This window comes from Lactobacillus iners, assembly GCF_011058775.1.
GTDB lineage: Bacteria > Bacillota > Bacilli > Lactobacillales > Lactobacillaceae > Lactobacillus > Lactobacillus iners.
Map to the genome: position 1 here is coordinate 1097531 of NZ_CP049230.1, position 22290 is coordinate 1119820.

Sequence of the window (22290 nt, forward strand, 5' to 3'; positions counted from 1 at the left end):
CCTCCTATAATTAATCGGAAACTTCATCATTAGAAGTTGGGAACTCTAAATCATCAAAATCCTCTTCTTCATCGGACTCATCAAAATTAGATTGTTCATCAACTTGATCTGTTTCTTCGGCTTCTTGCTCTTCCGCTTCTTCAGCCAATTTTTTCTTTTCTTGTTGTTCAGCTAATTTAGAAAGGCTATCAATATTGAGATGTTCATCAGAATCATCATCCATATCGCGAAGCTCAATCTCATTTTTATCGCTATCAAGCACTTTGATATCCAATCCTAGAGATTGTAATTCTTTAACTAAAACTCTAAATGATTCTGGAACACCAGGCTTAGGTATCTTTTCACCCTTAACAATAGCTTCATATGCCTTAACACGTCCTACCACATCATCTGACTTATAAGTCAAAATTTCTTGCAAGGTGTAAGCAGCACCGTAAGCTTCCAATGCCCAAACTTCCATTTCACCAAAACGCTGTCCACCAAATTGAGCTTTACCACCCAAAGGCTGTTGTGTAACTAATGAGTAAGGCCCAATTGAACGAGCATGTAACTTGTCATCTACCATGTGAGTAAGCTTCAAGTAATACATAACACCAACAGATACTCTATTATGGAATGGTTCACCTGTTCGACCATCATAAAGAACGGTTTTACCATCTTTACCTAAACCAGCTTCACGAACCATATTCCACATATCTTCTTCAGAAGCTCCATCAAACACAGGAGTGGCAACATGTACACCTAAATGCTTAGAGGCAATACCTAAATGCATTTCCAAAACCTGTCCAATGTTCATACGGGAAGGCACACCCATTGGGTTCAAGCAAATATCTACTGGACGTCCATCTGGTAAATATGGCATATCTTCTTCAGGACAAACCAAAGCAATCGTACCTTTATTACCATGACGACCTGACATTTTATCACCGACTTGTATCTTACGTTTTTGGACAATATAAACTCTTACCATCTTGTTAACGCCAGGTGCAAGTTCATCACCAGCTTCACGTGAAAAGACACGCACATTTTGGATAATTCCGCCACCACCGTGAGGTACACGTAAGGAAGTATCACGTACTTCACGAGCTTTTTCACCAAAAATTGCATGCAATAATTTTTCTTCTGCAGATAAGTCTGTCACACCTTTTGGTGTTACTTTACCAACTAAAATATCACCATCTTGTACTTCGGCACCGACACGAACTATACCATCTTCATCAAGATCCTTTAAAGCATCCTCACCTACGTTAGGAATTTCTCGAGTTATTTCTTCAGGTCCTAACTTAGTATCACGTGATTCTGATTCATAATCTTCAATATGAATAGAAGTATAGACATCATCTTTAACCATTCGCTCAGAAATCATAACAGCATCTTCATAGTTGTACATATTCCAAGTAGCAAAAGCAATGATTGGATTTTGTCCTAATGCTAACTCACCATTTTCCATGGCTGGTCCATCAGCAATAACTTCACCTTCGACAACTTTCTCACCGCAATGAACATTAGGTGTCTGATTATAGTTTTTAGTAGCATTTGAACGACGATATTTTTCAAGAACATATTCATCCAACGTCTTGTCATCACGTCTAACTTTAATCACATTTGCATCTACATATTCAACAACACCAGCAGCTTTAGCTAAAATAGCATCACCGGAGTCATGAGCAGCACGATATTCCATTCCTGTACCAACTAATGGTGAATGTGGATTAATCAAAGGTACAGCTTGACGTTGGTGGTTAGCACCCATCAAAGCACGGTTTGAGTCATCATTTTCCAAGAAAGGTATACATGCTGAGGTAACTGAAACAACCTGCTTAGGAATAACGTCCATGTAGTCTAACTTATCCGGTGAAACTTCCAGATTTTCTTCCTTATGTCTAGCTAAAACTATTTTTTCCTTAAAGGAACCATCTTCATTCAAAGGAGCATTGGCACTGGCAATAATATAGTTATCTTCAACATCAGCAGTTAAATAATCGATCTTGTCAGTAACTTTATGTGTTTCCCATGAAATACGACGATATGGTGTTTCAATAAAACCATATTTATTAACTACAGCATAAGTAGCCATTGAGTTAATCAATCCAATGTTAGGACCTTCAGGAGTTTCAATTGGACATAAACGACCATAATGAGTATAGTGCACGTCACGAACTTCATATCCTGCACGATCACGTGACAATCCACCAGGTCCCAAAGCAGACATACGTCTCTTATGTGTTAACTCACCCAAAGGGTTGTTTTGATCCATAAATTGTGATAATTGTGAAGAACCAAAGAATTCCTTAACAGAGGCAACAACTGGTCTAATATTAATCAATTGTTGTGGTGTTACGGTTGCGATATCTTGAATCGACATTCTTTCACGGACAACACGTTCCATTCTTGCTAAACCAATTCTAAATTGATTTTGCAACAACTCACCTACACGACGAATACGACGATTACCTAAATGATCAATATCGTCAATAGAGCCTAATCCATCTTGTAAAGCAAAGAAATAGTTAATCGAACTTAGGACATCTGCTGGAGTGATATGTTTAACATCCTCGCCAATATGACCATTAGAAATCAATTTTACGACACGCTCGGGATCAACTTTTGAAAATACCTTAATTTCCTGAACAGTAATTGGATCAGGTAAAACAGCTTCTTCTGATGGTTGATAAGTTACAGTCTTGAAGTCATCACGATCAAGATATTTTTCCAACTTATCCATCAATTCATGAGTAACTACCGTACCCTTTTTAGCAATAATTTCACCTGTATCAGGATCTGCTAAAGTTTCAGCTAAGGTTTGACGCAAAAGACGGTTCTTTAGTGATAATTTTTTATTAATCTTGTATCGACCTACAGGTGCTAAATCATATCTCTTTGGATCAAAGAAACGAGCATATAACAATGATCTTGATGAATCAGTTGTCTTAGGTTCACCTGGACGTAAACGTTCATAAATATCCTTCAATGATTCAGCAACACGGGTATCTGCAGGATTTTTGTGCATATCTTTTTCTAAAGTGAATGATAGACTATCTGATTTGCCAAAGAAATCCTGAATATCACTGTCTGATTCTAGTCCTAAAGCACGAACCAAGACAGTCATAGGTAACTTTCTGGTACGATCAATACGAACATAAGCTAAATTCTTAGCATCAGTTTCGTATTCTAACCATGCACCACGGTTTGGAATTACAGTTGTACCATAAATAGGACGCCCATTCTTATCATAATCACAATGGTAATAGACACCTGGTGATCTAACTAACTGCGAAACAATAACACGTTCAGCACCATTGATAACAAAAGTACCAGAATCCGTCATTAATGGAAAATCGCCAAAGAACACATCTTGCGTTTTAATTTCACCAGTTTCGTGGTTAGTTAAACGCAGTGTAACGTGTAATGGTGCAGAATAATTAGCATCATGATCGCGAGCTTCTTCTAATGTATATTTTGGTTTTAATAATTTATAATCAACAAACTCTAAAGATAATTTTCCTGAGAAGTCAGAGATAGGCATAATATCATCAAACATCTCACGAATACCTTCTTTAAGAAACCATTTGTACGATTCGGTTTGTACATCAGTCAAATTTGGAAGTTTAACTACTTCTTTAATACGTGAAAAACTTCTTCTTGTCCGATGACTACCATAGTTAACAGCATGTCCTAGCAAAGAAAACATCCTTTCTTTTGAAAAAGACTAAATATTACAATTATGTTACATTTTAGCAAAAGTTCTAAATTAGGCACAAAAAAACAAAAACAACCTCTCTCGTTGTTTTTGTTTTATTATTTTGCTGGACAATAGATCAGCAAAATCCTGAATTTCAGACTTTTAAACGTAGTTATTATACTCTAAATTTTAAAAAATGTCAAAATTAATATTACTTATTGTCACTAATTGCAAAAGTTAATTTGCCATTTTTAGCTGACAACTTTAAAATTTGGTGTTCATGTAATTCACCACTAATTAAATATTTTGCCACAACATCTTCAACTTCATGTTGGATAGCTCGACGTAAAGGACGAGCTCCCATTTCAGGATCAAAGCCATCCTTAGCTAAAATATCCATTGCTCCTGTAGTAATCTTCATCGCAATTTTCTTTTCTTGTAGACGTTGCACTAATTGGTTAATCATTAACACTACAATTTGTCTAATTTGCTTTTTATCTAAGCTTTCGAACACTACTTGCTCATCAATTCGATTCAAAAATTCTGGTCTAAAGAAATTCTTCGTAGCAGCAGATACTTTTTCTTTAATAACACCATTGATATCTTGATTGCTAGTAGCAAAGCCAACAGTCTTATCGTCTTTAAGAGAGCGGGATCCTAAATTAGACGTCATAATAATAATTGTATTTCTAAAATCAATCTTGCGACCCTTAGAGTCGGTCAAAAAGCCTTCATCTAAAACCTGCAATAAAATGTTAAAAATATCGGGATGAGCTTTTTCAACTTCGTCCAACAGAATTACAGAATAAGGGTTACGTCTTACTTTCTCTGCTAATTGACCGCCAGCTTCATATCCAACATAACCAGGAGCAGAACCAATTAACTTAGTAACCGCAACCTTATCCATATATTCAGACATATCAACCCGAATAATATTTTTTTCTGAGCCAAATACCGCATCAGCTAAGGCCTTAGCTAATTCTGTCTTACCTACACCCGTAGGTCCCAAAAATAGGAAAGAACCAATAGGTCGATTAAGATCTTTGATGCCACTGCGACTACGCCTAATAGCCCTGCTTACTGCTTCTACAGCTAAATTCTGGCCAATAACACGTTGATGCAAAATACTTTCTAATTTAGCTAATCGCTTGCTTTCTTGACGTTGCATCTTCGTTACAGGAACACCAGTCAATTCAGAGACCACTTTTTCTACCTGATCTACAGTAACTAGTGGTCGTTTAGGTTTGCTTGTATCCTTTTGTTGCAACATTTTTTGTAACTTGGCCTTAAGTTGCAATTCCTGACGATATAATTGTCCAGCCTTAGCAATATCTTGTGCAATGACTGCATTTTGTTTTTGTTCTGCAAGATCGGCAATTTGTACTTTTAACTCTCCAGAGCTGTCTTTTTCAGTTGCATTATGCTTAATTTTTACAGCGGAACATGCTTCATCCATTACATCAATAGCTTTATCTGGTAAAAAGCGGTTAGAAATATACCGAACAGATAAATCAACTGCTTCTTTTAAGGCATCAGCTTCAATATTAACATTATGAAATTCTTCGTACTTACTCTTTAAACCCTGTAGAATACCTAAAGTTTCTTTAGCAGTTGGCTCACCAACTTTAATCCGTTGAAAACGACGAGCCAAAGCAGGATCCTTTTCCAAATACTTTTGATATTCGTCAAAAGTAGTAGCACCTATCACTTGAATTTCTCCCCGAGAAAGAAAAGGTTTTAAAATATTAGAAGCATTGATAGCACCTTCTGCTCCACCAGCTCCAACTAAGGTATGTATTTCATCAATAAATAAAATAATTGAGCCATCTCTTCTAACTTCATTAATAATCGTTTTCATTTTAGTCTCAAAATCGCCACGATACTTAGTGCCTGCTACTAATGATGCCAAATCTAACGATAAAATTCGTTTGTTCAATAAATTAACAGGAACCTCTTTATTAACGATAGCTAAAGCTAAACCTTGAGCAATAGATGTTTTTCCAACACCTGGATCACCAACCAACATAGGGTTATTTTTAACTCGGCGAGAAATTACTTGGATCACTCGTTTCAATTCTTTAGTGCGACCAATTAAAGGATCAATCATCCCTCTTAAGGCTTGCCTAGTTAAATCAACAGAAACTTTTGCCAAAGCAGGAGTACTAGAATGTTTTTTACTATTAACAGAATTAGCTTTACTAATTGTATATCGCAAAACTTTCAATAACTCTTTGATATCAATTCCACAGTTATCAGACAAAATCAAACGCGATGTAAGCTCTTTTTCTTTAATTAAAGCCATCAACAAGATATTAGTTGTAATAGTATCCTGTTTTAAAACAAGTGCCAATCTTTGGGCACATTGCAAAACTTTCTTGAGACGTGGTGAAAAAATACAATATTCTTCTGTAACAACCGTTTCACCATATCCGCTATAAAATTCGTTGATAATATTTTCAACTCTAGACTCTGTAACTTTATATTTTTTCAGTGTTTGATATGCACTACATTCTTCCATTGTGGAAATCGCTAATAACACATGTTCAGTACTAATTACTGCATGTTTAAGCATTGTTGCTTTTTGCTGAGCAATATCTAAGACTTTCTTTGCATTTTCACTATAAGGAATATTCATTATACACCACCATTTTATTAGTTAATCTTATGCTAACTATTATAACTAAATTTAAGTCAATTAAAAAATTTGGTAACTTATGCTATTGTAGCTTTCTTTCTGCTGTATATTTCTTTAATCGTTCCATTGCGATTTTTATATCATCTAACGATATTGCATAAGAAAAGCGTAAATAATGTTCACCACCCTTGCCAAAATAGGAACCTGGTGCCACAGCAATTTTAGCATTATTAATCAAATCATAAGCAAGTTTTTCATCATCTTGTTCTAAAAATTCTGGTGCTTTAGCAAATACATAAAATGCTCCTTGAGGAAATGGATGTTCCCATCCCATTTTAGCTAAAGCATCACAAATATAATCACGTCTCTCAATATAGGCTTTTTTCATTGGCAAGCAATCATCTTGACCATTAACTAAAGCTTCTATAGCAGCATCTTGGACAAATGTTACTGTATCAGTAAGAGCAAAACAATGCACCTTGAAAATTTGAGCACTGATTTCCCTTGGTGCACAAATATAACCTATTCGCCAACCAGTCATACAATAAGTTTTCGAAAATCCATTAAACATAATTGTCTGTTCAGGTAACGCTTTAGCTATCGAACCAATTTCATCCTCATACCACAAGCAATTATAAATCTCATCTGAAATAACAAAAATATTTTTGCCACGAATAACCTCAGCTAAGGCATCCAATTCAGCTTGATTCATAGCCACACCAGTAGGATTAGAAGGATTAACCATAATTAATCCCTTCACCCGATCGCCATATTTATCCAGATATTTTTGTAAGAGTTGGGGTGTCAATTTAAAATTGTCTTTGGAAATATCTATTTCAACTATTTCTGCTCCTGCTATCGCAACATCTGCTACATACATTGGAAATCCTGGTGTCGGTAATAAAAAGATATCTCCTGGATTTGCTAATGCCATAATCGTAGCATAGCATCCCTCAGTAACTCCATTAGTAACAATAATTTCATCTTTTGGATCATAATGCAAACCGAGTTTTTGCTCAACATCGGCACTAATTGCGTTTAACAAAGCTGGTATACCCCTTTGCGGTGCATATCTAGTATGATTGTTAATAATTGCTTTAATTGCTGCCAACTTAATATGATCAGGAGTATTAAAGTCTGGCTCTCCTAATGTCAATTGGATAACATCAGGAAATTTTAAGGCATATTGAGAAAAATTGAAAAGTTTAAACTTAGGAATCTGATTAAGAGTTGAATGGACATTTTCTGATAACTTTGACATAATTTTACCTCATCTACTATCTAAAATAACATGATATTATTAAAACATAAACACGGGCTAATGCAAATATAAATAAAAAACTTTAGAACTAAACCCAAAGTTTTTATAGAAATTATATTAATTGATTTCAAAAATATTATGTATTTTTTTAGATAAAGCAAAATAAAGAGAAAGTGAAACAATGGCACCAATTAATGCCTGCAAAATATTTGTACCAATACCTAACCAGCCCGCCTTCAATGAGTAAAGATAACCATCAGCTACAACATAACCAGCAATCATAACTACACTACCAAAAAATAGAGCTAAATATTTACTCCAAGTACGATTTTTGAGTTTAAAATAAATAAAACCAATAACTAATCCCTCTAATCCATGAGCAATTAAAGAAAAAATGGCAAATTGTGCATAACCAGATATCAAATCCAATAACATCCCACTTATTCCACCTACTAATGCACCATAAAATGGACCTAAAATTAAGCTAGCCAGCATAATACCAGCATCACACAAATTAATATTGCCTCTTGTCCAAAAAATAGGGATTAAGAAACATCTACCTAAAACTACTGACATAGCAATCATCAAAGCAGTAAAAACATTCAACTTTATTCTTTTACTTTTCATCTATTTCATTTCCTTCAATATCTAATAAATATTCTTGCAATCTTGTCATTTTCAATCCATATAACAACTCATGATCTGTAAGTTGTGCACTATCTTTTACTGCTAGTTCCAGAGCATTAATAGCAATTTTTACTGCTTTTTTTGTGGACATTTTTTTAGCTAAACATGCACTAACAATTGCTGTAAATATATCACCAGTACCGTAAAAATGTCTAGCAATCGACTCTACAGACCATATCATCGAAGAAGCAATATTTTGTTTATTAACATAAACTACTGCTAATTTATTTGCCAAAGGGACACCAGTAATAATAATCTCCGTTGAAGGAAATCGTTGCACTAACTTATCAACAAGTTGATTTAACTTACTTTGGTTAAGAGAATCATTTGCATAATCAACTTTGGCAAGCAAACATGCTTCAGTCAAATTAGGCACAATCACATCAGCATATTGACACAAAGTGCTAATCATAGATGGATAAGTAAGCGGCAAATTAGGATATAAGCTTCCCTGATCTGCCATTGCTGGATCCACTACTAATTTTTTCTTTCTAATGAGTGGCAAAAAAGAAAGGATATTTTGAACACCTGATATACAACCAATATAGCCGATCATCATCGTATCAAATTCTTGCTCTAAATTGTTCCAATGCTCAATAGCTTTATTTTGCCACTGTTCTAAAGTTAAGCTTACGGGGGCTCCAAATCCTTCACTTTGTGTAGATAAAATAATAGTCGGCAACAATGCCGGCTTAACATTCATTATAGTAGCAACACTAATTGCACTAACCATCGAAATCTGACCTAAAGCAGATAAATCTTCAATTATAAGCATTTTCTGCATAAAATCTACCTCTATCGGGAAAACAGGATTTGAACCTGCGACCTCTACGTCCCGAACGTAGCGCTCTACCAAGCTGAGCCATTTCCCGAACAAAAAGCCTCACAAAAAATGTGAGGCTCCAATACAAAGCGGAAGACGGGATTCGAACCCGCGACCCCCACCATGGCAAGGTGATGTTCTACCACTGAACTACTTCCGCAGTACATAGATTATTATAACACATAATCTATGTAATACAACTATTTATGAATATTATTCTTCGCTATCTAAATCATCAAAGCGTTCTGGTCTCATCGTTGGGAATAATAAAACATCCCTGATTGCAGGAGCATTAGTCAATAACATCACCAAACGATCAATACCAATTCCTAATCCGCCTGTTGGTGGCATACCAAATTCCATTGCCCTGATATAATCTTCGTCTATCATATCAGCTTCATCATTTCCTGCAGCACGTTCAGCCATTTGAGCTTCAAATCTTTGACGTTGATCAATTGGATCATTCAATTCCGTAAAGGCGTTTCCATACTCTTTACCTAAAATAAAAATCTCAAAACGGTCGGTAAATCTTGGATCTTTTTTATTCTTCTTAGCAAGTGGTGAAATTTCCACAGGATGTCCATAAACGAACGTAGGATCTACAATAGTACCTTCACAAAATTCTTCGAAAAAGGCATTAATTACGTGACCAACTTTCCAGAATTTTTCACATTGTATTCCATGTTCCTCAGCTATTTTCTTAGCTTCATCATCAGTCATCGGTTGCCAGAAATCAACACCAGATTTTTCTTTAATCAAATCAACCATATGTACGCGACGGAATGATTTACCTAAATCAATATCTGTTCCTTGATAATTAATCTTACCATCCTCTGAAACCACTTTAGCAGCTGCTCTAATAATACCTTCTGCTTCATCCATAACATCATGGAAATCCCAATATGCACAGTAAGTTTCTAGCTCCGTAAATTCAGGATTGTGATGTGTATCTAAACCTTCATTTCTAAATACACGACCTATTTCATATACACGCTCCATATCACCTACAATTAATCGCTTCAAAGGTAATTCCAAAGCTATTCGCATATACAAATTAATGTCTAATGCATTATGATGGGTAATAAATGGACGTGCTTCTGCACCACCCGGAATATTATGGAGAACTGGTGTTTCAACTTCTAAGAAATCTAATGAATTCAAATAATCACGAATAGCTTGAATAATTTTAGTTCTGTTCAAGAAACGCTTGTAACTATCTTGATTACTAATTAAATCCAAATATCTTTGGCGATATATTTGTTCAACATTTTGTAAGCCATGATATTTATCAGGTAATGGTCGCAAAGCTTTAGACAAGAAAGTGATATGTGATGCTCTAATTGTTAATTCACCCGTATCAGTTTTCATCACATGACCATCAATGCCCAAAAAGTCACCTAAATCTGCTTGTTTAAAAATTTGGTAATTCTCTTCACCAACAATGTCTTTGCGAACATAAATTTGAATTTTGCCTGTACGATCGTAAATATCTGCAAATCCAACCTTACCTTTACCACGTTTAGCTAACATACGACCTGCTACACGGGTTTGTGGCATATCATCGTTTAATTCTTCTTTATCTTCTTGAATATATTTCTCATTTAAGGTACGAGCTAAATCTTGACGATCAAACTTTTCTCCAAAAGGATCAACATTCATTGCTCTTAATTCATCCATCTTTTTGCGACGAACAATAAGTTGGTCATTCATTTCATTCTTTGCCAATTTTAAAACTCCTTCAATTACTTATCTAACTTAGATTCAAATTTTTCAACAAATTCATCAAGTAAATTATATACTTCCTGTTGCGTCCAAACATCATTTATTTTAGCACGAGTTCGAGCGGAACGGGGAATGCCTTTTAAATAATATGCGGCTTGTCGCCTAAATTCAGGAACTGCGATTTTTTCACCTTTAAGTTCAACCAATTTACGCAACTGTTCTTTGCAAGTAGTTACACGTTCTTCTACAGTTTGCGGAGCAAGTAACTCACCTGTATCCAGATAATGGGTAATCTCTTTTAAAATCCACGGATTGCCCAGTACCGCTCTTCCTACCATGACAGCACTACAACCCACTTCGTCTAGCATTTTCTTAGCTAATTGTGGTGTAGTAACATCCCCATTGCCAACAAATGGAATAGTTAAAGCATCTGATACTTCTTTTAAAATTCCCCAATCTGCATGCCCTGTATATAATTGTTTTCTGGTTCTACCATGCATCGCAACTGCACAAGCACCTGCTTCTTGAGCAGCTAATGCATTTTCCACTGCATAAATATGATCCTCATCCCAACCAGTACGCATTTTTACCGTGACTGGTTTTTGAACATTATTTACAACTGCTTTGACCATTTGATAAATTTTGTCAGGATCTAATAACCATTTTGCACCAGAATCTGTTTTAGTTACTTTAGGAACTGGACAACCCATATTGATATTAATGATATCAGCATGCGTATTATCATCAACATACCTAGCTGCTTCCACTAATGTCTCTTCACTACCGCCAAAAATCTGAAGGCTCATCGGATGCTCATTAGGATCGATTTTCATCATGTCGAGAGTTTTTTTATTGCGATAGATGATGCCATGATCAGAAATCATCTCACATACAACCAACCCTGCTCCAAATTGTTTGCAAACCATCCTAAAAGCTGCATTAGATATACCAGCCATTGGTGCTACTACTACTTGATTGGGAATGACAACATCCCTAATTTTCCAACTTTTACTCACTTACTACACCTTTAAAATTATATATTAAACTCAAAAATAGAGCCAGTTAAGGCTCCATTTTATCAGATAATATCTACAATTAATCATTTGTTTTTGGATCTTCTGAATCTTTGGCATCATCTGGACCTTTTTGATCTTCTGAATCACTCTCCAAAAACTTATCCTCTTTTCTCTTCAATGCTTCCTTAGTTTCTTCATAATTCAAAGCATCTTTTTCACTTGGATAATCATTTTCTTCTGGCATTTTTCCAGTCTTAAACAATGACAAAATCTGCTTTTCATTTAAAGTTTCATATTTAAGCAATGCTTCAGCAATAAGGCGATGTGTGTCACGGTGGGTATTAATAATATCAGTAGCCACCTTGTGACCTTCATCTAAAATATTCTTTATTGCCAAATCAATCTTCTCAGCAGTAGATTCACTATATGGCTTCACCATTTGATCTTGCGTATTAGCAGATTCTAACTGACTCATACCAACTTCAGTCATTCCATACTGAGTAACCATGCCACGTGCAATAGCAGTAGCTTGCTCAAAGTCATTTGAGGCACCCGTAGATTGATCGCCTACGACAATTTCTTCACCTGCACGACCACCCATTAATCCAGCAACTTGTTCCATTAATTGCTTCTTAGTTGAAATAGCTTGATCTTCTTTAGGCAACATAATATTATATCCACCCATGCGACCACGAGGTACAATTGTAACCTTGCGAACAGTTCTAGAATCACTCAAAACTAATCCAACAATAGCATGACCTGCTTCGTGATATGCGACCCGCTTTCTTTGAGCCTCTGAAATGTCAGCATCCTTTTTAGCAGGTCCAGCAATTACACGATCTTGAGCTTCATCAATGTCAGAAGCAGTAATTTCATCACGATCACGACGTGCAGCAACCAAAGCAGCTTCATTTAAGACATTCTCTAAATCAGCTCCCACAAAACCTGGAGTTTGACGAGCAACCTCTTTTAAATCAACATCATTAGCTAGAGGTTTATTCTTAGCATGTACTCTTAAAATTGCCTCACGTCCCTTGACGTCAGGGCAGCCTACCAAGACCTTTCGATCAAATCGACCTGGACGTAACAAAGCAGGATCAAGTACATCAGAACGGTTAGTAGCGGCCATCACGATTACGCCTTCATCGCCTTCAAAACCGTCCATTTCTACTAACAATTGATTCAATGTCTGTTCACGTTCATCATGACCTCCACCAATACCATTGCCACGTTTTCGACCAACAGCATCAATTTCGTCAATAAAAATAATACTTGGAGCTGTCTTTTTAGCATTGTCAAATAAGTCACGCACACGAGAAGCTCCGACACCAACAAACATTTCAACAAACTCGGAAGCAGAAATAGAATAAAATGGAACTCCTGCTTCTCCGGCTACAGCCTTAGCAAGTAAAGTTTTTCCTGTTCCCGGAGGCCCCTCAAGTAAAACACCAGCAGGTATTCTGGCACCTAATTTGGTGAATTTTGCTGGATTTTTCAAAAATTCTACAATCTCTACTAATTCTTGCTTTTCTTCTTCTTCACCAGCAACATCAGAAAAACGAATCTTGTTTTTGCTTGGATCTCTAGGTTTAACCTGTGACTTGCCAAAATTCATCATGCCACGGCCACCCTTACCGCCTTGACTCATCATCATCCATAACATAACGATGAAAATCAAAGTAGGAATCAGCATCACAGCAGTTGAAATCCAATTACCAGATTGTGATTCGCCTTGTCCAGAAAAGGCAACGCCATGCTTTTGTGCTAAATCTGATACTTTCTTTACAACTGAATCATTTTGCAACATAGTTGTACTAAATTTAGTGGCACCTACAGGTTTATTAGAATTCTTAAAGAAATCAAATCTTGTTCCTCCCCGCTTATCTAAAGCTTGAGGCTTTCTATAAGTACCAGTAACAGTATAAGCACCATTTGCTGGTTGAATGTTAATACTCTTGATTTTATTGTTTTTCAAATCTTTTATCAGATCCGAATAACGAATATTCTTAGTGGTACCATTGCCATCTGAACCTCCGAGTGCCCAGTTAATACCACTCAAGAGGATCACAAAGATAAAAATATAGAAAAGGCCATTGGAAAGTAACCTATTTCTTTTATTCTTCATAAATAACCTCCTATAAACATTGCACGATTACTTCAACGATTTTAACATAAATATTAATTTTTCTCTACAAATAAGCTTAAATATCAAAATAATGTATATATATTATAACGTTGATAATTAATATTATATTCTTGATTTTTAAAAATATCTTGTACAAACACAATATCATCATTTATTAAAATTGCCAGATAAGTGTTTCTCATAAAAGTGGGAATTTTCTTTTCAGCAAACTTCTTCTTAGGTTTGACACGAGAGCCATTTGGCAATTTTAACCGATCATTAGCTTGCAAATTTCTAGCGATAAACTTACTAGTTTTATTGGCGTAAAAATAACCTACTTCTGGTAAATCCAACTTATTTAAAGTGATAATATATTTAGTTTTAAGCCAAGAAAAGCATTGATCTAAAACCACCTCTTGTTGGTGATTTTTTAATAGTATTATATCACTTGGGCAAATATAGAAATGAGATAAATATCTAACTAATGTAAAATGATCTTTAGTATTTTGGACATTATCTGATAAATCCAAAGATTCAAAATAAACCTGACGTCCCCATTCTTTGTCAATTAACCAATTAAAATATAAGCTTAGTTGATGACAATTAAAATCAGACAAATCTGCTGCATTGACTTGAACAATACCATTGAGCAATTTATGATATCGAATTTTTTCAAAAAGTAACTTTTGCCAATCTTCCAGCGACTCTTCAGTTTGTACAAAACGATTAGCATTTTTAATCAGATCAACCGCATCTTTTTTTAATTGGGGCATAACAAAGTGCCGTAAGCGATTACGCAAAGTTTCATTTTCTTGATTGGTATAATCAACAATATATGCTAATTTTCTTTTTTTTGCATAGACTAATAACTCTTCCTTAGAAAATGATAATAATGGTCTAACAAGTAAACTATTATCAATCCAGTTTCTAATTGGCCTCAAGCTATTCATTTCTTGAACATTGCCTGATCTTAATAACTTAATAAGGATATTTTCTGCCAAATCATCTCCATGATGAGCAGTAAACAAATAATCAGCTTGATATTTACGTAAAATTTTAGCAAAAAAATCATATCGAAAATCTCTAGCAGCAGCCTCTAATCCATTTGCTGGATGAGGGGTATCCCATTTTGTCTCTTCAAGTTGCAATTTATATTGCTGACAATATTTAGTAATTATTTCACTTTCTAAATAACTATCGTTTCTTAAGCAATGATCAACATGACATATGATTAATTGACTCTGCGGATCGTCAACTATTTGTCGCATCATATCTAGCAAAGCCATGGAATCTGGGCCAGCACTAATTGCCAAAATTATTTTTTTACCAGCTAATGTCAATTTATATTTACTAAAAAAATTAATAATTTTTTTCATACTTTATATACGCTTTTTGCTTGAAAATCATCAATTGAATTGATTAAAAAGATCTTCAGCTTCTTTCAACAAACATTTCAATGTCCCTGCAAAGTCATCACTTTTATTAAAAGGATTAGTAGGATCTACCAATGTAGACTCATTAACTCGATTCAAGGACAATAAAATTTCACCTTTTTCATTAATAGCAACAATTACTAATCTTAATATCTGACCCTTAGTAAAGCTATTTTTCTTCAAATCCCAAAAAGGACCAAAATCACGCCAATGAATAAAGCCACGTCTGCCATTATTCAATATAACTTTAATACCACTAGCTATCACTTTATCGACTTTGGCACTAACACGTAAGCCCACTAAATATTTCATTAATTGCTATCCTTTTTATCCTGAATATTATAAATAAACTCACCTGGTTTGGAATAATAATATTTGTATCTAATTACTTTTAATAGATAATCCAAATCTTTGAGGTCATATGATTCTGCTTTTAATTTTTTATGAAGTGTTTGTTTTGTGTATAATTCCTTTTTGAGACTATAAACCTGATTATTTATCTTATTTGTCTGTATTCGTGCCATAATTAACTGAAACAATATAATTATAAAAATTACACCAAAACCAATAACGATTTTTCTTTTACGCAAGCGATGTATTTTTTTTCTTTGTTTTTCTGCCTTACGAATAATACGCTGTTCTTGTTCTTCAGGGCTTAAGAAATTATAGTGATGTATCCTACTCATTTTACTTCAGCCTTTCTCAATACACCGTCAATTTGACAATAGCTCTAACCTATACTAAATATATCATGACCCTCTAAAAATGTCATTCAACTACTTCATATAAATCTGAAGCTTCAGCTTTTTTGGTAGTTTCTTTTATATTTAAAACTTTTACTTTTAGAGCTTTAACTCCAAATTGAATTTCTATTATATCATTAATCGCAACATTATAACTGGACTTAACTTGACGACCATTAACAAGCACTCTTTCTTGATCAGCCATCTCTTTAGCAACAGTCCGCCTTTTAATCAAACGTGATACTTTTAAAAACTTATCGATTCTCATTAATTTTCTCCTACTACTTGTGTAAAATATCTATTACTGCTTGCAAAAATACTTTCAATTCATTGAATATAGTACGCCACGATGACTTAGAATCTAAAATCAAGCGAACATGCAAACAATCATGATCTACGCTAACGCGAGCTCTAAAACAAACATGTTCCAGCGTTCTAAAAATATTTGGTCCTTTTAATTCTTCGGAAGCCTTTTGATCTAACACAATATCTATTTTTTTATCAATATTAGTAATTGATAATATTTGTGCTGTATCAGCCAATACTTTGATTGTAGCAATATTCAACAAATTTTCCACAGATTTAGGATATGTGCCAAAACGATCAATTAATTCATCAGCAATATCATCAATGGCTTTCACATCATTTGCATGTTTAATTTTCTTATAAAATTCAATTTTTTGTTTCTGAGATGAAATATATTCTGTAGGGATATAAGCTTCCAAATTAATTCTAACTTCAGCATTAGTTTTATGACATACTTTATCGCCTCGTTTTTGCTTAATTGTTTGATCAAGCATCTGAGCATACAAATCATAACCAACACTATCAATAAAACCATGCTGTTGCTTTCCTAAAATATTACCAGCACCTCTAATTGACAAATCACGCATAGCTATTTTAAAGCCTGAGCCTAATGCCGTAAAATCACGAATAGCATTTAATCTTTTCTCACTAACTTCTGTTAAAACTTTGTCACGCTTATATAAAAAATATGCGTACGCCAAGCGAGAACTTCGACCAATTCTACCACGTAGCTGATATAATTGACTCAATCCATATGTATCTGCATTTTCTACTAATAAAGTATTCACATTAGGTAGATCTACCCCTGTTTCAATAATCGTAGTTGTAACTAGAATATCAAACTTTTTCTGAGTAAATCGCAACATAATGTCTTCTAACTGCCTTTCAGACATACGACCATGAATATATTCAATTCGTGCTTCAGGAATTAATTGTGACAAATAGGCAACTTTTTGATCAATATCTTGAATTTTATTATGTAAGAAAAAAATTTGCCCATTTCTTGCTAATTCACGTAAGCACGCTTCTCGCACAATATTTGGTGTTTCTTCTGTTACATAAGTTTGAATCGGATAACGATTAGCTGGTGGTGTCTCCATCACAGACAAGTCACGCACACCAATCATAGACATATGCAATGTACGAGGAATTGGCGTAGCTGTTAGTGTTAATACATCAATATTATTTTTTAATTTTTTGAGCTTTTCTTTGTGTTTTACGCCAAAACGTTGTTCTTCATCAATAATTAATAAGCCCAAATTTTTAAACTTAATATCACGTGATAGAATTCGATGCGTACCCACTACTATATCAATTTTTCCATTTGACAAATTAGTGGCTATTTCATCGGCTTCCTTTTCAGTTTGAAAGCGACATAGCATGGCAACATTAACAGGAAAATCTTTAAATCTTTCAAGCATAGTTGCATAGTGTTGTTCAGCAAGAATTGTTGTAGGCACCAAAAAAGCTACTTGTTTTCCACTATCAATAGCTTTAAAAGCCGCACGCAAAGCAACCTCAGTCTTACCAAATCCAACATCACCTACTAATAGACGATCCATTGGTTTTTCTTTTTGCATATCTAACTTGATTTCCTTAATAGCTTTGATTTGATCAGGCGTTTCTAAATATGGAAAAGCTGCTTCAAAATCACGCTGTAATTCATCATCAGGTAAAAAAGCAAAACCTTTTTCAGTTGCTCGATGAGCATAAATTGCCAGCAATTCATCAGCAATATCTTCAATTTTTTCTTGGACACGGCATTTAGTTTTGGCCCATTCATTACCACCAAGCTTATTTATTTTTGGTATTTTTCCATCAGATGCTACATATTTTTGCACAACTCCTAATTGATCAGCTGGTACAAACAACTGATCATGATTACGATATGTAATCGTTATATAGTCACCCTTTTTGCCATTGCTTTCTAAAGTCTTTATACCTTCGAAAATACCAATACCATGATTAATATGCACAACATAATCACCAGGATTTAATTCCTGATAACTACGAATTTGCTGAGCATTTTCTAAACTCTTTATTTTTTTATGGATATGCGGTTGTCGATTAAACAAGTCATGTTCAGTCAAATAAACCAAATTAATTCGAGGTAAAACAAAACCTTGATTAAAATTATCTACAATAATTTGCCGCTTATTTGGAATCAAACTATTTTCAGCAGCAATAGTGATATCAATGCCATAATCAGCAAAAGTACTCTTAATTTGCTTGGCTCGCACTAAATTATCAGCCTGAATAATAACAGTTTGTTGTTGTAATTCATACACTGATAATTCATTTTTAATCAGCGACATCTGACTGAAGAATTGTTGGGGTTCTCTAGTATGTAGATTTAATAATTGATCTATTTTTAAATCATTGACACTAACTTGAAATAAAGAACTGTAAATTTTAACTTGAACAATTTGGTTAAAAATTGACGTAAAATCTAATCTACTATTTTTAATATTGGTGCTTGTCTCATGAGCTAAATAATCACGATTGCGGGCATCAATTTGAACAATATTTTGTCTAATTGCTCTAATATCATCAAAACAAATAATCCCCGACTCAGTTAGATAGTCTAAAATTGTAGTATAATCTTCATTTTGATAAAGTTTATCTAACTGATCATCTGCAGGCTCTATAACTACCTCAGTTAAACTGTCTTTAGTACGTTGACTAACAGGATTAAAAGTTCTGATATTATCTATCTCATCATCAAAAAACTCGATACGATATGGATATGCAATATTAATTGGATAAATATCTAGAATATCCCCTCTTAGTGCAAATTCACCAGGATTTGCCACCAAATCATCACGTTTATATCCACAGCGAACCAAAAAATCACAAATTTTTGATAAGTTACAAACTTGATTTACTTTTAAGGTTAAACTATTCGCTTTAAATTTAATAGCAGCAGGTAATGGATATTGCAAAGCCTGTGGAGTAGAAATAACTATTCCCTTTTGTTTCGTCAGCAAAAAAGACATAGCATCTAACCTTTGACTTAATTCATCCAATGACGATACAGCAGCCTGCGTTTCTAATAATGGTTCAACTGGAAAAAAATGAACCATATTTTCTTCAAAAAGTTCTACCAAAGACGAATAAATTTGCTGTGCTCGATTTTCATCACTAGCGACAATCAAAATAGGTTGTTGTAGCCTATGTAAAAGCTCTCTGATGATCAGATTAAAGGCTCCAAAATTCACCCCTGTTAACATCGAATTTTTTGCTTGCGGAACTGCCTTGATAAAATTTACCAAGTTAGCATCAGCTGCAATTAACTCAGAAAGTTTCATTACTTCATTACCTTTTATGCTTAATTATACTTGTTCATCAAAAATTCTATGCTCTTATTGTCAATAAAATCATCAATAATCTGACTTACAGTTGCAAACGTTGCTTCCATTTTAGTACAATCCTCGCTTGAAAATGGTGTCAAAACCCATGAAACAACTGTTTCTTTCGTTGGATGATCAATTCCTATTTTTAGTCGATTAAATTCTGAATCATTTAAGCAATTAATAATACTCTTAATTCCATTGTGTCCACCTGATTTGCCACTTTTTCTAAGCCGTATTTTAGCTACTGGCATATCCATATCATCATGTATTACTAAAATATCATGTGCATCAATTTTAAAAAAATCAACTAATTGTGTGACCGATTTTCCTGAATCATTCATATACGTTTGAGGTTCAAGTAAAATAACATCTTCACCTTTAATCTTAGTTTTTATCCAAAAGCCTTCAAATTTTTCCTTATTAAAGGAAAGACCATTTTTTTTCAAATAATAATCTATAGCCATAAATCCAGTGTTATGCTTTGTTTTTTGATATTTTAAACCAGGATTTCCTAATCCCACAATTAATTTCATTTGATCAATCTCCTATAGCTCATCTACTAAATCAAGATTATAACATATAAAATAATACAAAATTTTAAAACTTTGCTTTTAAATGGTATAATCAATTTGTTAAAGGATTAACAAAATTAAGAAAGGATGTTGTAAAACATGACAGAAGAAAAAATTCATAAAGTTATTCTTGTTGGTGACGGTGCCGTAGGATCTAGTTACGCATTTGCTATGGTACAACAAGGCATTGCACAAGAATTAGGTATTGTTGATATTGTTAAAGATAGAACTAAAGGAGATGCTATCGACTTATCAGACGCTACACCTTGGATTGCTCCAAAGAATATTTACTCTGCTGAATATTCAGACGCTAAGGATGCTGACTTAGTAGTTATCTCTGCTGGTGCTCCACAAAAACCAGGTGAAACTCGTCTTGACTTAGTTAACAAGAACTTAAAGATCTTGAGTGCAATTGTTGAACCAATTGTTGAATCAGGATTTAAGGGTATTTTCTTAGTTGCTGCCAACCCTGTTGACATTTTAACTCATGCAACTTGGAAGATTTCAGGATTTCCAAAAGATCGTGTTATCGGTTCAGGTACATCTCTTGACACTGGTCGTCTTCAAAGAGCTATTGCTGAATTGGAACACGTTGACCCTCGTTCAGTTAATGCATACATGCTTGGTGAACACGGTGATACTGAATTCCCTGTATGGAGCTACAACAACGTTGCTGGTGTTAAAGTATCAGATTGGGTTAAAGCACATCCAGAAGTTGGTGAAAACAAGCTTGAAGAAATTCACAAGACAGTTGCTGATGCTGCTTACACTATCATTAACTTGAAGGGTGCAACTTTCTATGGTATCGGTACTGCACTTGCAAGAATTACTAAAGCTATTTTGAACGATGAACATGCTGTTCTTCCATTATCAGTATCAATGAATGGTGAATATGGTTTACATGACCTTCACATTGGTACTCCTGCAGTTGTTGGTCGCAAAGGTCTTGAACAAGTTATTGAAATGCCTTTGAATGAAGACGAACAAAAGAGAATGGAAGCTTCCGCAAAACAATTGAAGGAAGTTATGGATCGTGCCTTCAAAGAAACTGGCGTTAAGGTTCGTCAATAATTTAATATAGCTTAAATCTAAAAGATTAGCACTTTTTTGAACATTGATTGATAAAATGAACTTTTTATTAATCAATGTTTAATTTTGCCCTGATTTTATGATATAATTTTATAAAATTATCGATATATGGAGGAAAAATATGCTAATCAAATCATTAGTCTATAAAAAAGACTACTTAACAACCGTTAATGAAAAAGCAACTTTAGCCGAAGCATTACAAATTTTAGAAGATTCAGGCTATCGTTGTGTCCCTATTTTAGATGACTCAGGTAAACTTTTTCGAGGGAATATTTATAAAATGCACATCTATCGCCATAAGTCACAAGGTGGCGACATGAATTTACCTGTAACTTATCTTTTGAAAAATGCGACTAAAACCATTAAGGTTAATTCACCATTTTTTCAAGTATTTTTTAACATTAAGGACTTACCATATATTGCTGTTCTTGATGAACAAGATTATTTTTATGGGATTTTAACTCACTCCAAATTATTAGGAATGCTCTCAGATGCTTGGAATATTAAAAATAGTTCGTTTGTTTTAACCGTCCTTTCTGATAATGAACGTGGAAATTTAGTCAAGATGGCAAAAATAATTTCCAAATATACTAATATTGCTAGTTGCTTAACCTTGGATGTTAAATTAGGTGAATTAGTTCGTCGTAATCTATTTACATTACCTGTAGGCGTATCCAATGATACAATGAAAGCCATTGTAGACAAATTAGAAAAAAAGGGTTTTGTAGTAGCGGAGATTGAAGATTTGCAGTCGGGTACAATTCTAAGATCTGATGAAAAACCTGGTCAATATTTGAATAAATAATTATATATCCAAAAAAGGTTATCAGTTTTAACGCTGAT

General features: G+C 34.3%; 16 protein-coding genes and 2 tRNA genes. 2 read left to right on the top strand and 16 right to left on the bottom strand.

Translation table 11 applies throughout. From position 1 onward, the window contains the following. Nucleotides 1–10: 10 nt before the first annotated feature. The 16 genes from rpoB to pth all read right to left on the bottom strand — a co-directional run bounded on the left by rpoB (nt 11) and on the right by pth (nt 20319). A complete protein-coding gene (gene rpoB, locus G6Z82_RS05345) occupies nt 11–3691 on the bottom strand; it encodes a DNA-directed RNA polymerase subunit beta (RefSeq protein ID WP_035512241.1) in 3681 nt (1226 codons plus the stop codon). A 202-nt stretch (nt 3692–3893) separates the two neighbouring features. After that, on the bottom strand, nt 3894–6317 hold the full coding sequence (locus G6Z82_RS05350; RefSeq protein ID WP_006734701.1) for an ATP-dependent Clp protease ATP-binding subunit: 2424 nt from the start codon (nt 6315–6317) through the stop codon (nt 3894–3896). An 82-nt stretch (nt 6318–6399) separates the two neighbouring features. After that, complete coding sequence (locus G6Z82_RS05355; protein ID WP_102720297.1) at nt 6400–7578, bottom strand: aminotransferase class I/II-fold pyridoxal phosphate-dependent enzyme; 1179 nt, start codon at nt 7576–7578, stop codon at nt 6400–6402. Between the two features lie 117 nt (nt 7579–7695). Further along, the gene (locus G6Z82_RS05360) at nt 7696–8205 is read right to left on the bottom strand and encodes an ECF transporter S component (protein WP_164785900.1); all 510 of its coding nucleotides are present in this window, start codon (nt 8203–8205) and stop codon (nt 7696–7698) included. After that, nucleotides 8195–9049 (bottom strand): bifunctional hydroxymethylpyrimidine kinase/phosphomethylpyrimidine kinase, encoded by an 855-nt coding sequence (locus G6Z82_RS05365; protein ID WP_164785902.1) that lies wholly within the window; start codon nt 9047–9049, stop codon nt 8195–8197. The genes G6Z82_RS05360 and G6Z82_RS05365 overlap by 11 nt, the downstream gene beginning before the upstream one ends. A gap of 14 nt (nt 9050–9063) precedes the next feature. Next, nucleotides 9064–9137 (bottom strand) — tRNA-Pro (locus G6Z82_RS05370). Nucleotides 9138–9176: 39 nt separating this feature from the next. Beyond that, nucleotides 9177–9248, bottom strand: a tRNA-Gly gene (locus G6Z82_RS05375). 53 nt (nt 9249–9301) lie between these two features. After that, a complete protein-coding gene (lysS, locus tag G6Z82_RS05380; RefSeq protein ID WP_006729519.1) occupies nt 9302–10813 on the bottom strand; it encodes a lysine--tRNA ligase in 1512 nt (503 codons plus the stop codon). Nucleotides 10814–10830: 17 nt separating this feature from the next. Beyond that, nucleotides 10831–11826: a tRNA dihydrouridine synthase DusB gene (gene dusB / locus G6Z82_RS05385; RefSeq protein ID WP_006731272.1), complete on the bottom strand. Its 996-nt coding sequence runs from the start codon at nt 11824–11826 to the stop codon at nt 10831–10833. A 79-nt stretch (nt 11827–11905) separates the two neighbouring features. Then, a complete protein-coding gene (ftsH, locus tag G6Z82_RS05390; RefSeq protein ID WP_006731285.1) occupies nt 11906–13951 on the bottom strand; it encodes an ATP-dependent zinc metalloprotease FtsH in 2046 nt (681 codons plus the stop codon). 83 nt (nt 13952–14034) lie between these two features. Further along, the gene (tilS, locus tag G6Z82_RS05395) at nt 14035–15327 is read right to left on the bottom strand and encodes a tRNA lysidine(34) synthetase TilS (RefSeq protein ID WP_164785904.1); all 1293 of its coding nucleotides are present in this window, start codon (nt 15325–15327) and stop codon (nt 14035–14037) included. 30 nt (nt 15328–15357) lie between these two features. Next, the gene (locus tag G6Z82_RS05400) at nt 15358–15696 is read right to left on the bottom strand and encodes an RNA-binding protein (RefSeq protein WP_102215340.1); all 339 of its coding nucleotides are present in this window, start codon (nt 15694–15696) and stop codon (nt 15358–15360) included. Then, nucleotides 15696–16070 carry an FtsB family cell division protein gene (locus G6Z82_RS05405; RefSeq protein WP_006733868.1) on the bottom strand — a complete coding sequence of 125 codons (375 nt, stop codon included), beginning with the start codon at nt 16068–16070 and terminating at the stop codon, nt 15696–15698. The genes G6Z82_RS05400 and G6Z82_RS05405 overlap by 1 nt, the downstream gene beginning before the upstream one ends. Before the next feature lie 82 nt (nt 16071–16152). Then, nucleotides 16153–16395 carry an RNA-binding S4 domain-containing protein gene (locus G6Z82_RS05410; protein ID WP_006729513.1) on the bottom strand — a complete coding sequence of 81 codons (243 nt, stop codon included), beginning with the start codon at nt 16393–16395 and terminating at the stop codon, nt 16153–16155. A gap of 13 nt (nt 16396–16408) precedes the next feature. After that, a complete protein-coding gene (gene mfd / locus G6Z82_RS05415) occupies nt 16409–19741 on the bottom strand; it encodes a transcription-repair coupling factor (RefSeq protein ID WP_164785905.1) in 3333 nt (1110 codons plus the stop codon). A 20-nt stretch (nt 19742–19761) separates the two neighbouring features. Beyond that, nucleotides 19762–20319 carry an aminoacyl-tRNA hydrolase gene (gene pth / locus G6Z82_RS05420; protein WP_006729511.1) on the bottom strand — a complete coding sequence of 186 codons (558 nt, stop codon included), beginning with the start codon at nt 20317–20319 and terminating at the stop codon, nt 19762–19764. A 138-nt stretch (nt 20320–20457) separates the two neighbouring features. Here pth and G6Z82_RS05425 point away from each other — a divergent pair, with 138 nt between their 5' ends. Next, entirely contained in the window at nt 20458–21429 is a 972-nt protein-coding gene (locus tag G6Z82_RS05425) for an L-lactate dehydrogenase (RefSeq protein ID WP_006734217.1), read from the top strand. 139 nt (nt 21430–21568) lie between these two features. Next, nucleotides 21569–22252, top strand: coding sequence for a cyclic di-AMP binding protein CbpA (gene cbpA / locus G6Z82_RS05430; protein WP_006729509.1), 684 nt, complete (start codon nt 21569–21571; stop codon nt 22250–22252). Nucleotides 22253–22290 lie beyond the last annotated feature (38 nt).

Excerpts from the sequence above, each read along its gene's own strand:
- tilS (WP_164785904.1), bottom strand. The coding sequence starts at position 15,327 with ATGAAAAAAATTATTAATTTTTTTAGTAAATATAAATTGACATTAGCT.
- rpoB (WP_035512241.1), bottom strand. The coding sequence starts at position 3,691 with ATGTTTTCTTTGCTAGGACATGCTGTTAACTATGGTAGTCATCGGACA.
- cbpA (WP_006729509.1), top strand. The coding sequence starts at position 21,569 with ATGCTAATCAAATCATTAGTCTATAAAAAAGACTACTTAACAACCGTT.
- ftsH (WP_006731285.1), bottom strand. The coding sequence starts at position 13,951 with ATGAAGAATAAAAGAAATAGGTTACTTTCCAATGGCCTTTTCTATATT.
- G6Z82_RS05355 (WP_102720297.1), bottom strand. The coding sequence starts at position 7,578 with ATGTCAAAGTTATCAGAAAATGTCCATTCAACTCTTAATCAGATTCCT.
- G6Z82_RS05405 (WP_006733868.1), bottom strand. The coding sequence starts at position 16,070 with ATGAGTAGGATACATCACTATAATTTCTTAAGCCCTGAAGAACAAGAA.
- G6Z82_RS05350 (WP_006734701.1), bottom strand. The coding sequence starts at position 6,317 with ATGAATATTCCTTATAGTGAAAATGCAAAGAAAGTCTTAGATATTGCT.
- pth (WP_006729511.1), bottom strand. The coding sequence starts at position 20,319 with ATGAAATTAATTGTGGGATTAGGAAATCCTGGTTTAAAATATCAAAAA.
- G6Z82_RS05400 (WP_102215340.1), bottom strand. The coding sequence starts at position 15,696 with ATGAAATATTTAGTGGGCTTACGTGTTAGTGCCAAAGTCGATAAAGTG.
- G6Z82_RS05360 (WP_164785900.1), bottom strand. The coding sequence starts at position 8,205 with ATGAAAAGTAAAAGAATAAAGTTGAATGTTTTTACTGCTTTGATGATT.
- mfd (WP_164785905.1), bottom strand. The coding sequence starts at position 19,741 with ATGAAACTTTCTGAGTTAATTGCAGCTGATGCTAACTTGGTAAATTTT.
- G6Z82_RS05365 (WP_164785902.1), bottom strand. The coding sequence starts at position 9,049 with ATGCAGAAAATGCTTATAATTGAAGATTTATCTGCTTTAGGTCAGATT.
- G6Z82_RS05425 (WP_006734217.1), top strand. The coding sequence starts at position 20,458 with ATGACAGAAGAAAAAATTCATAAAGTTATTCTTGTTGGTGACGGTGCC.
- G6Z82_RS05410 (WP_006729513.1), bottom strand. The coding sequence starts at position 16,395 with ATGAGAATCGATAAGTTTTTAAAAGTATCACGTTTGATTAAAAGGCGG.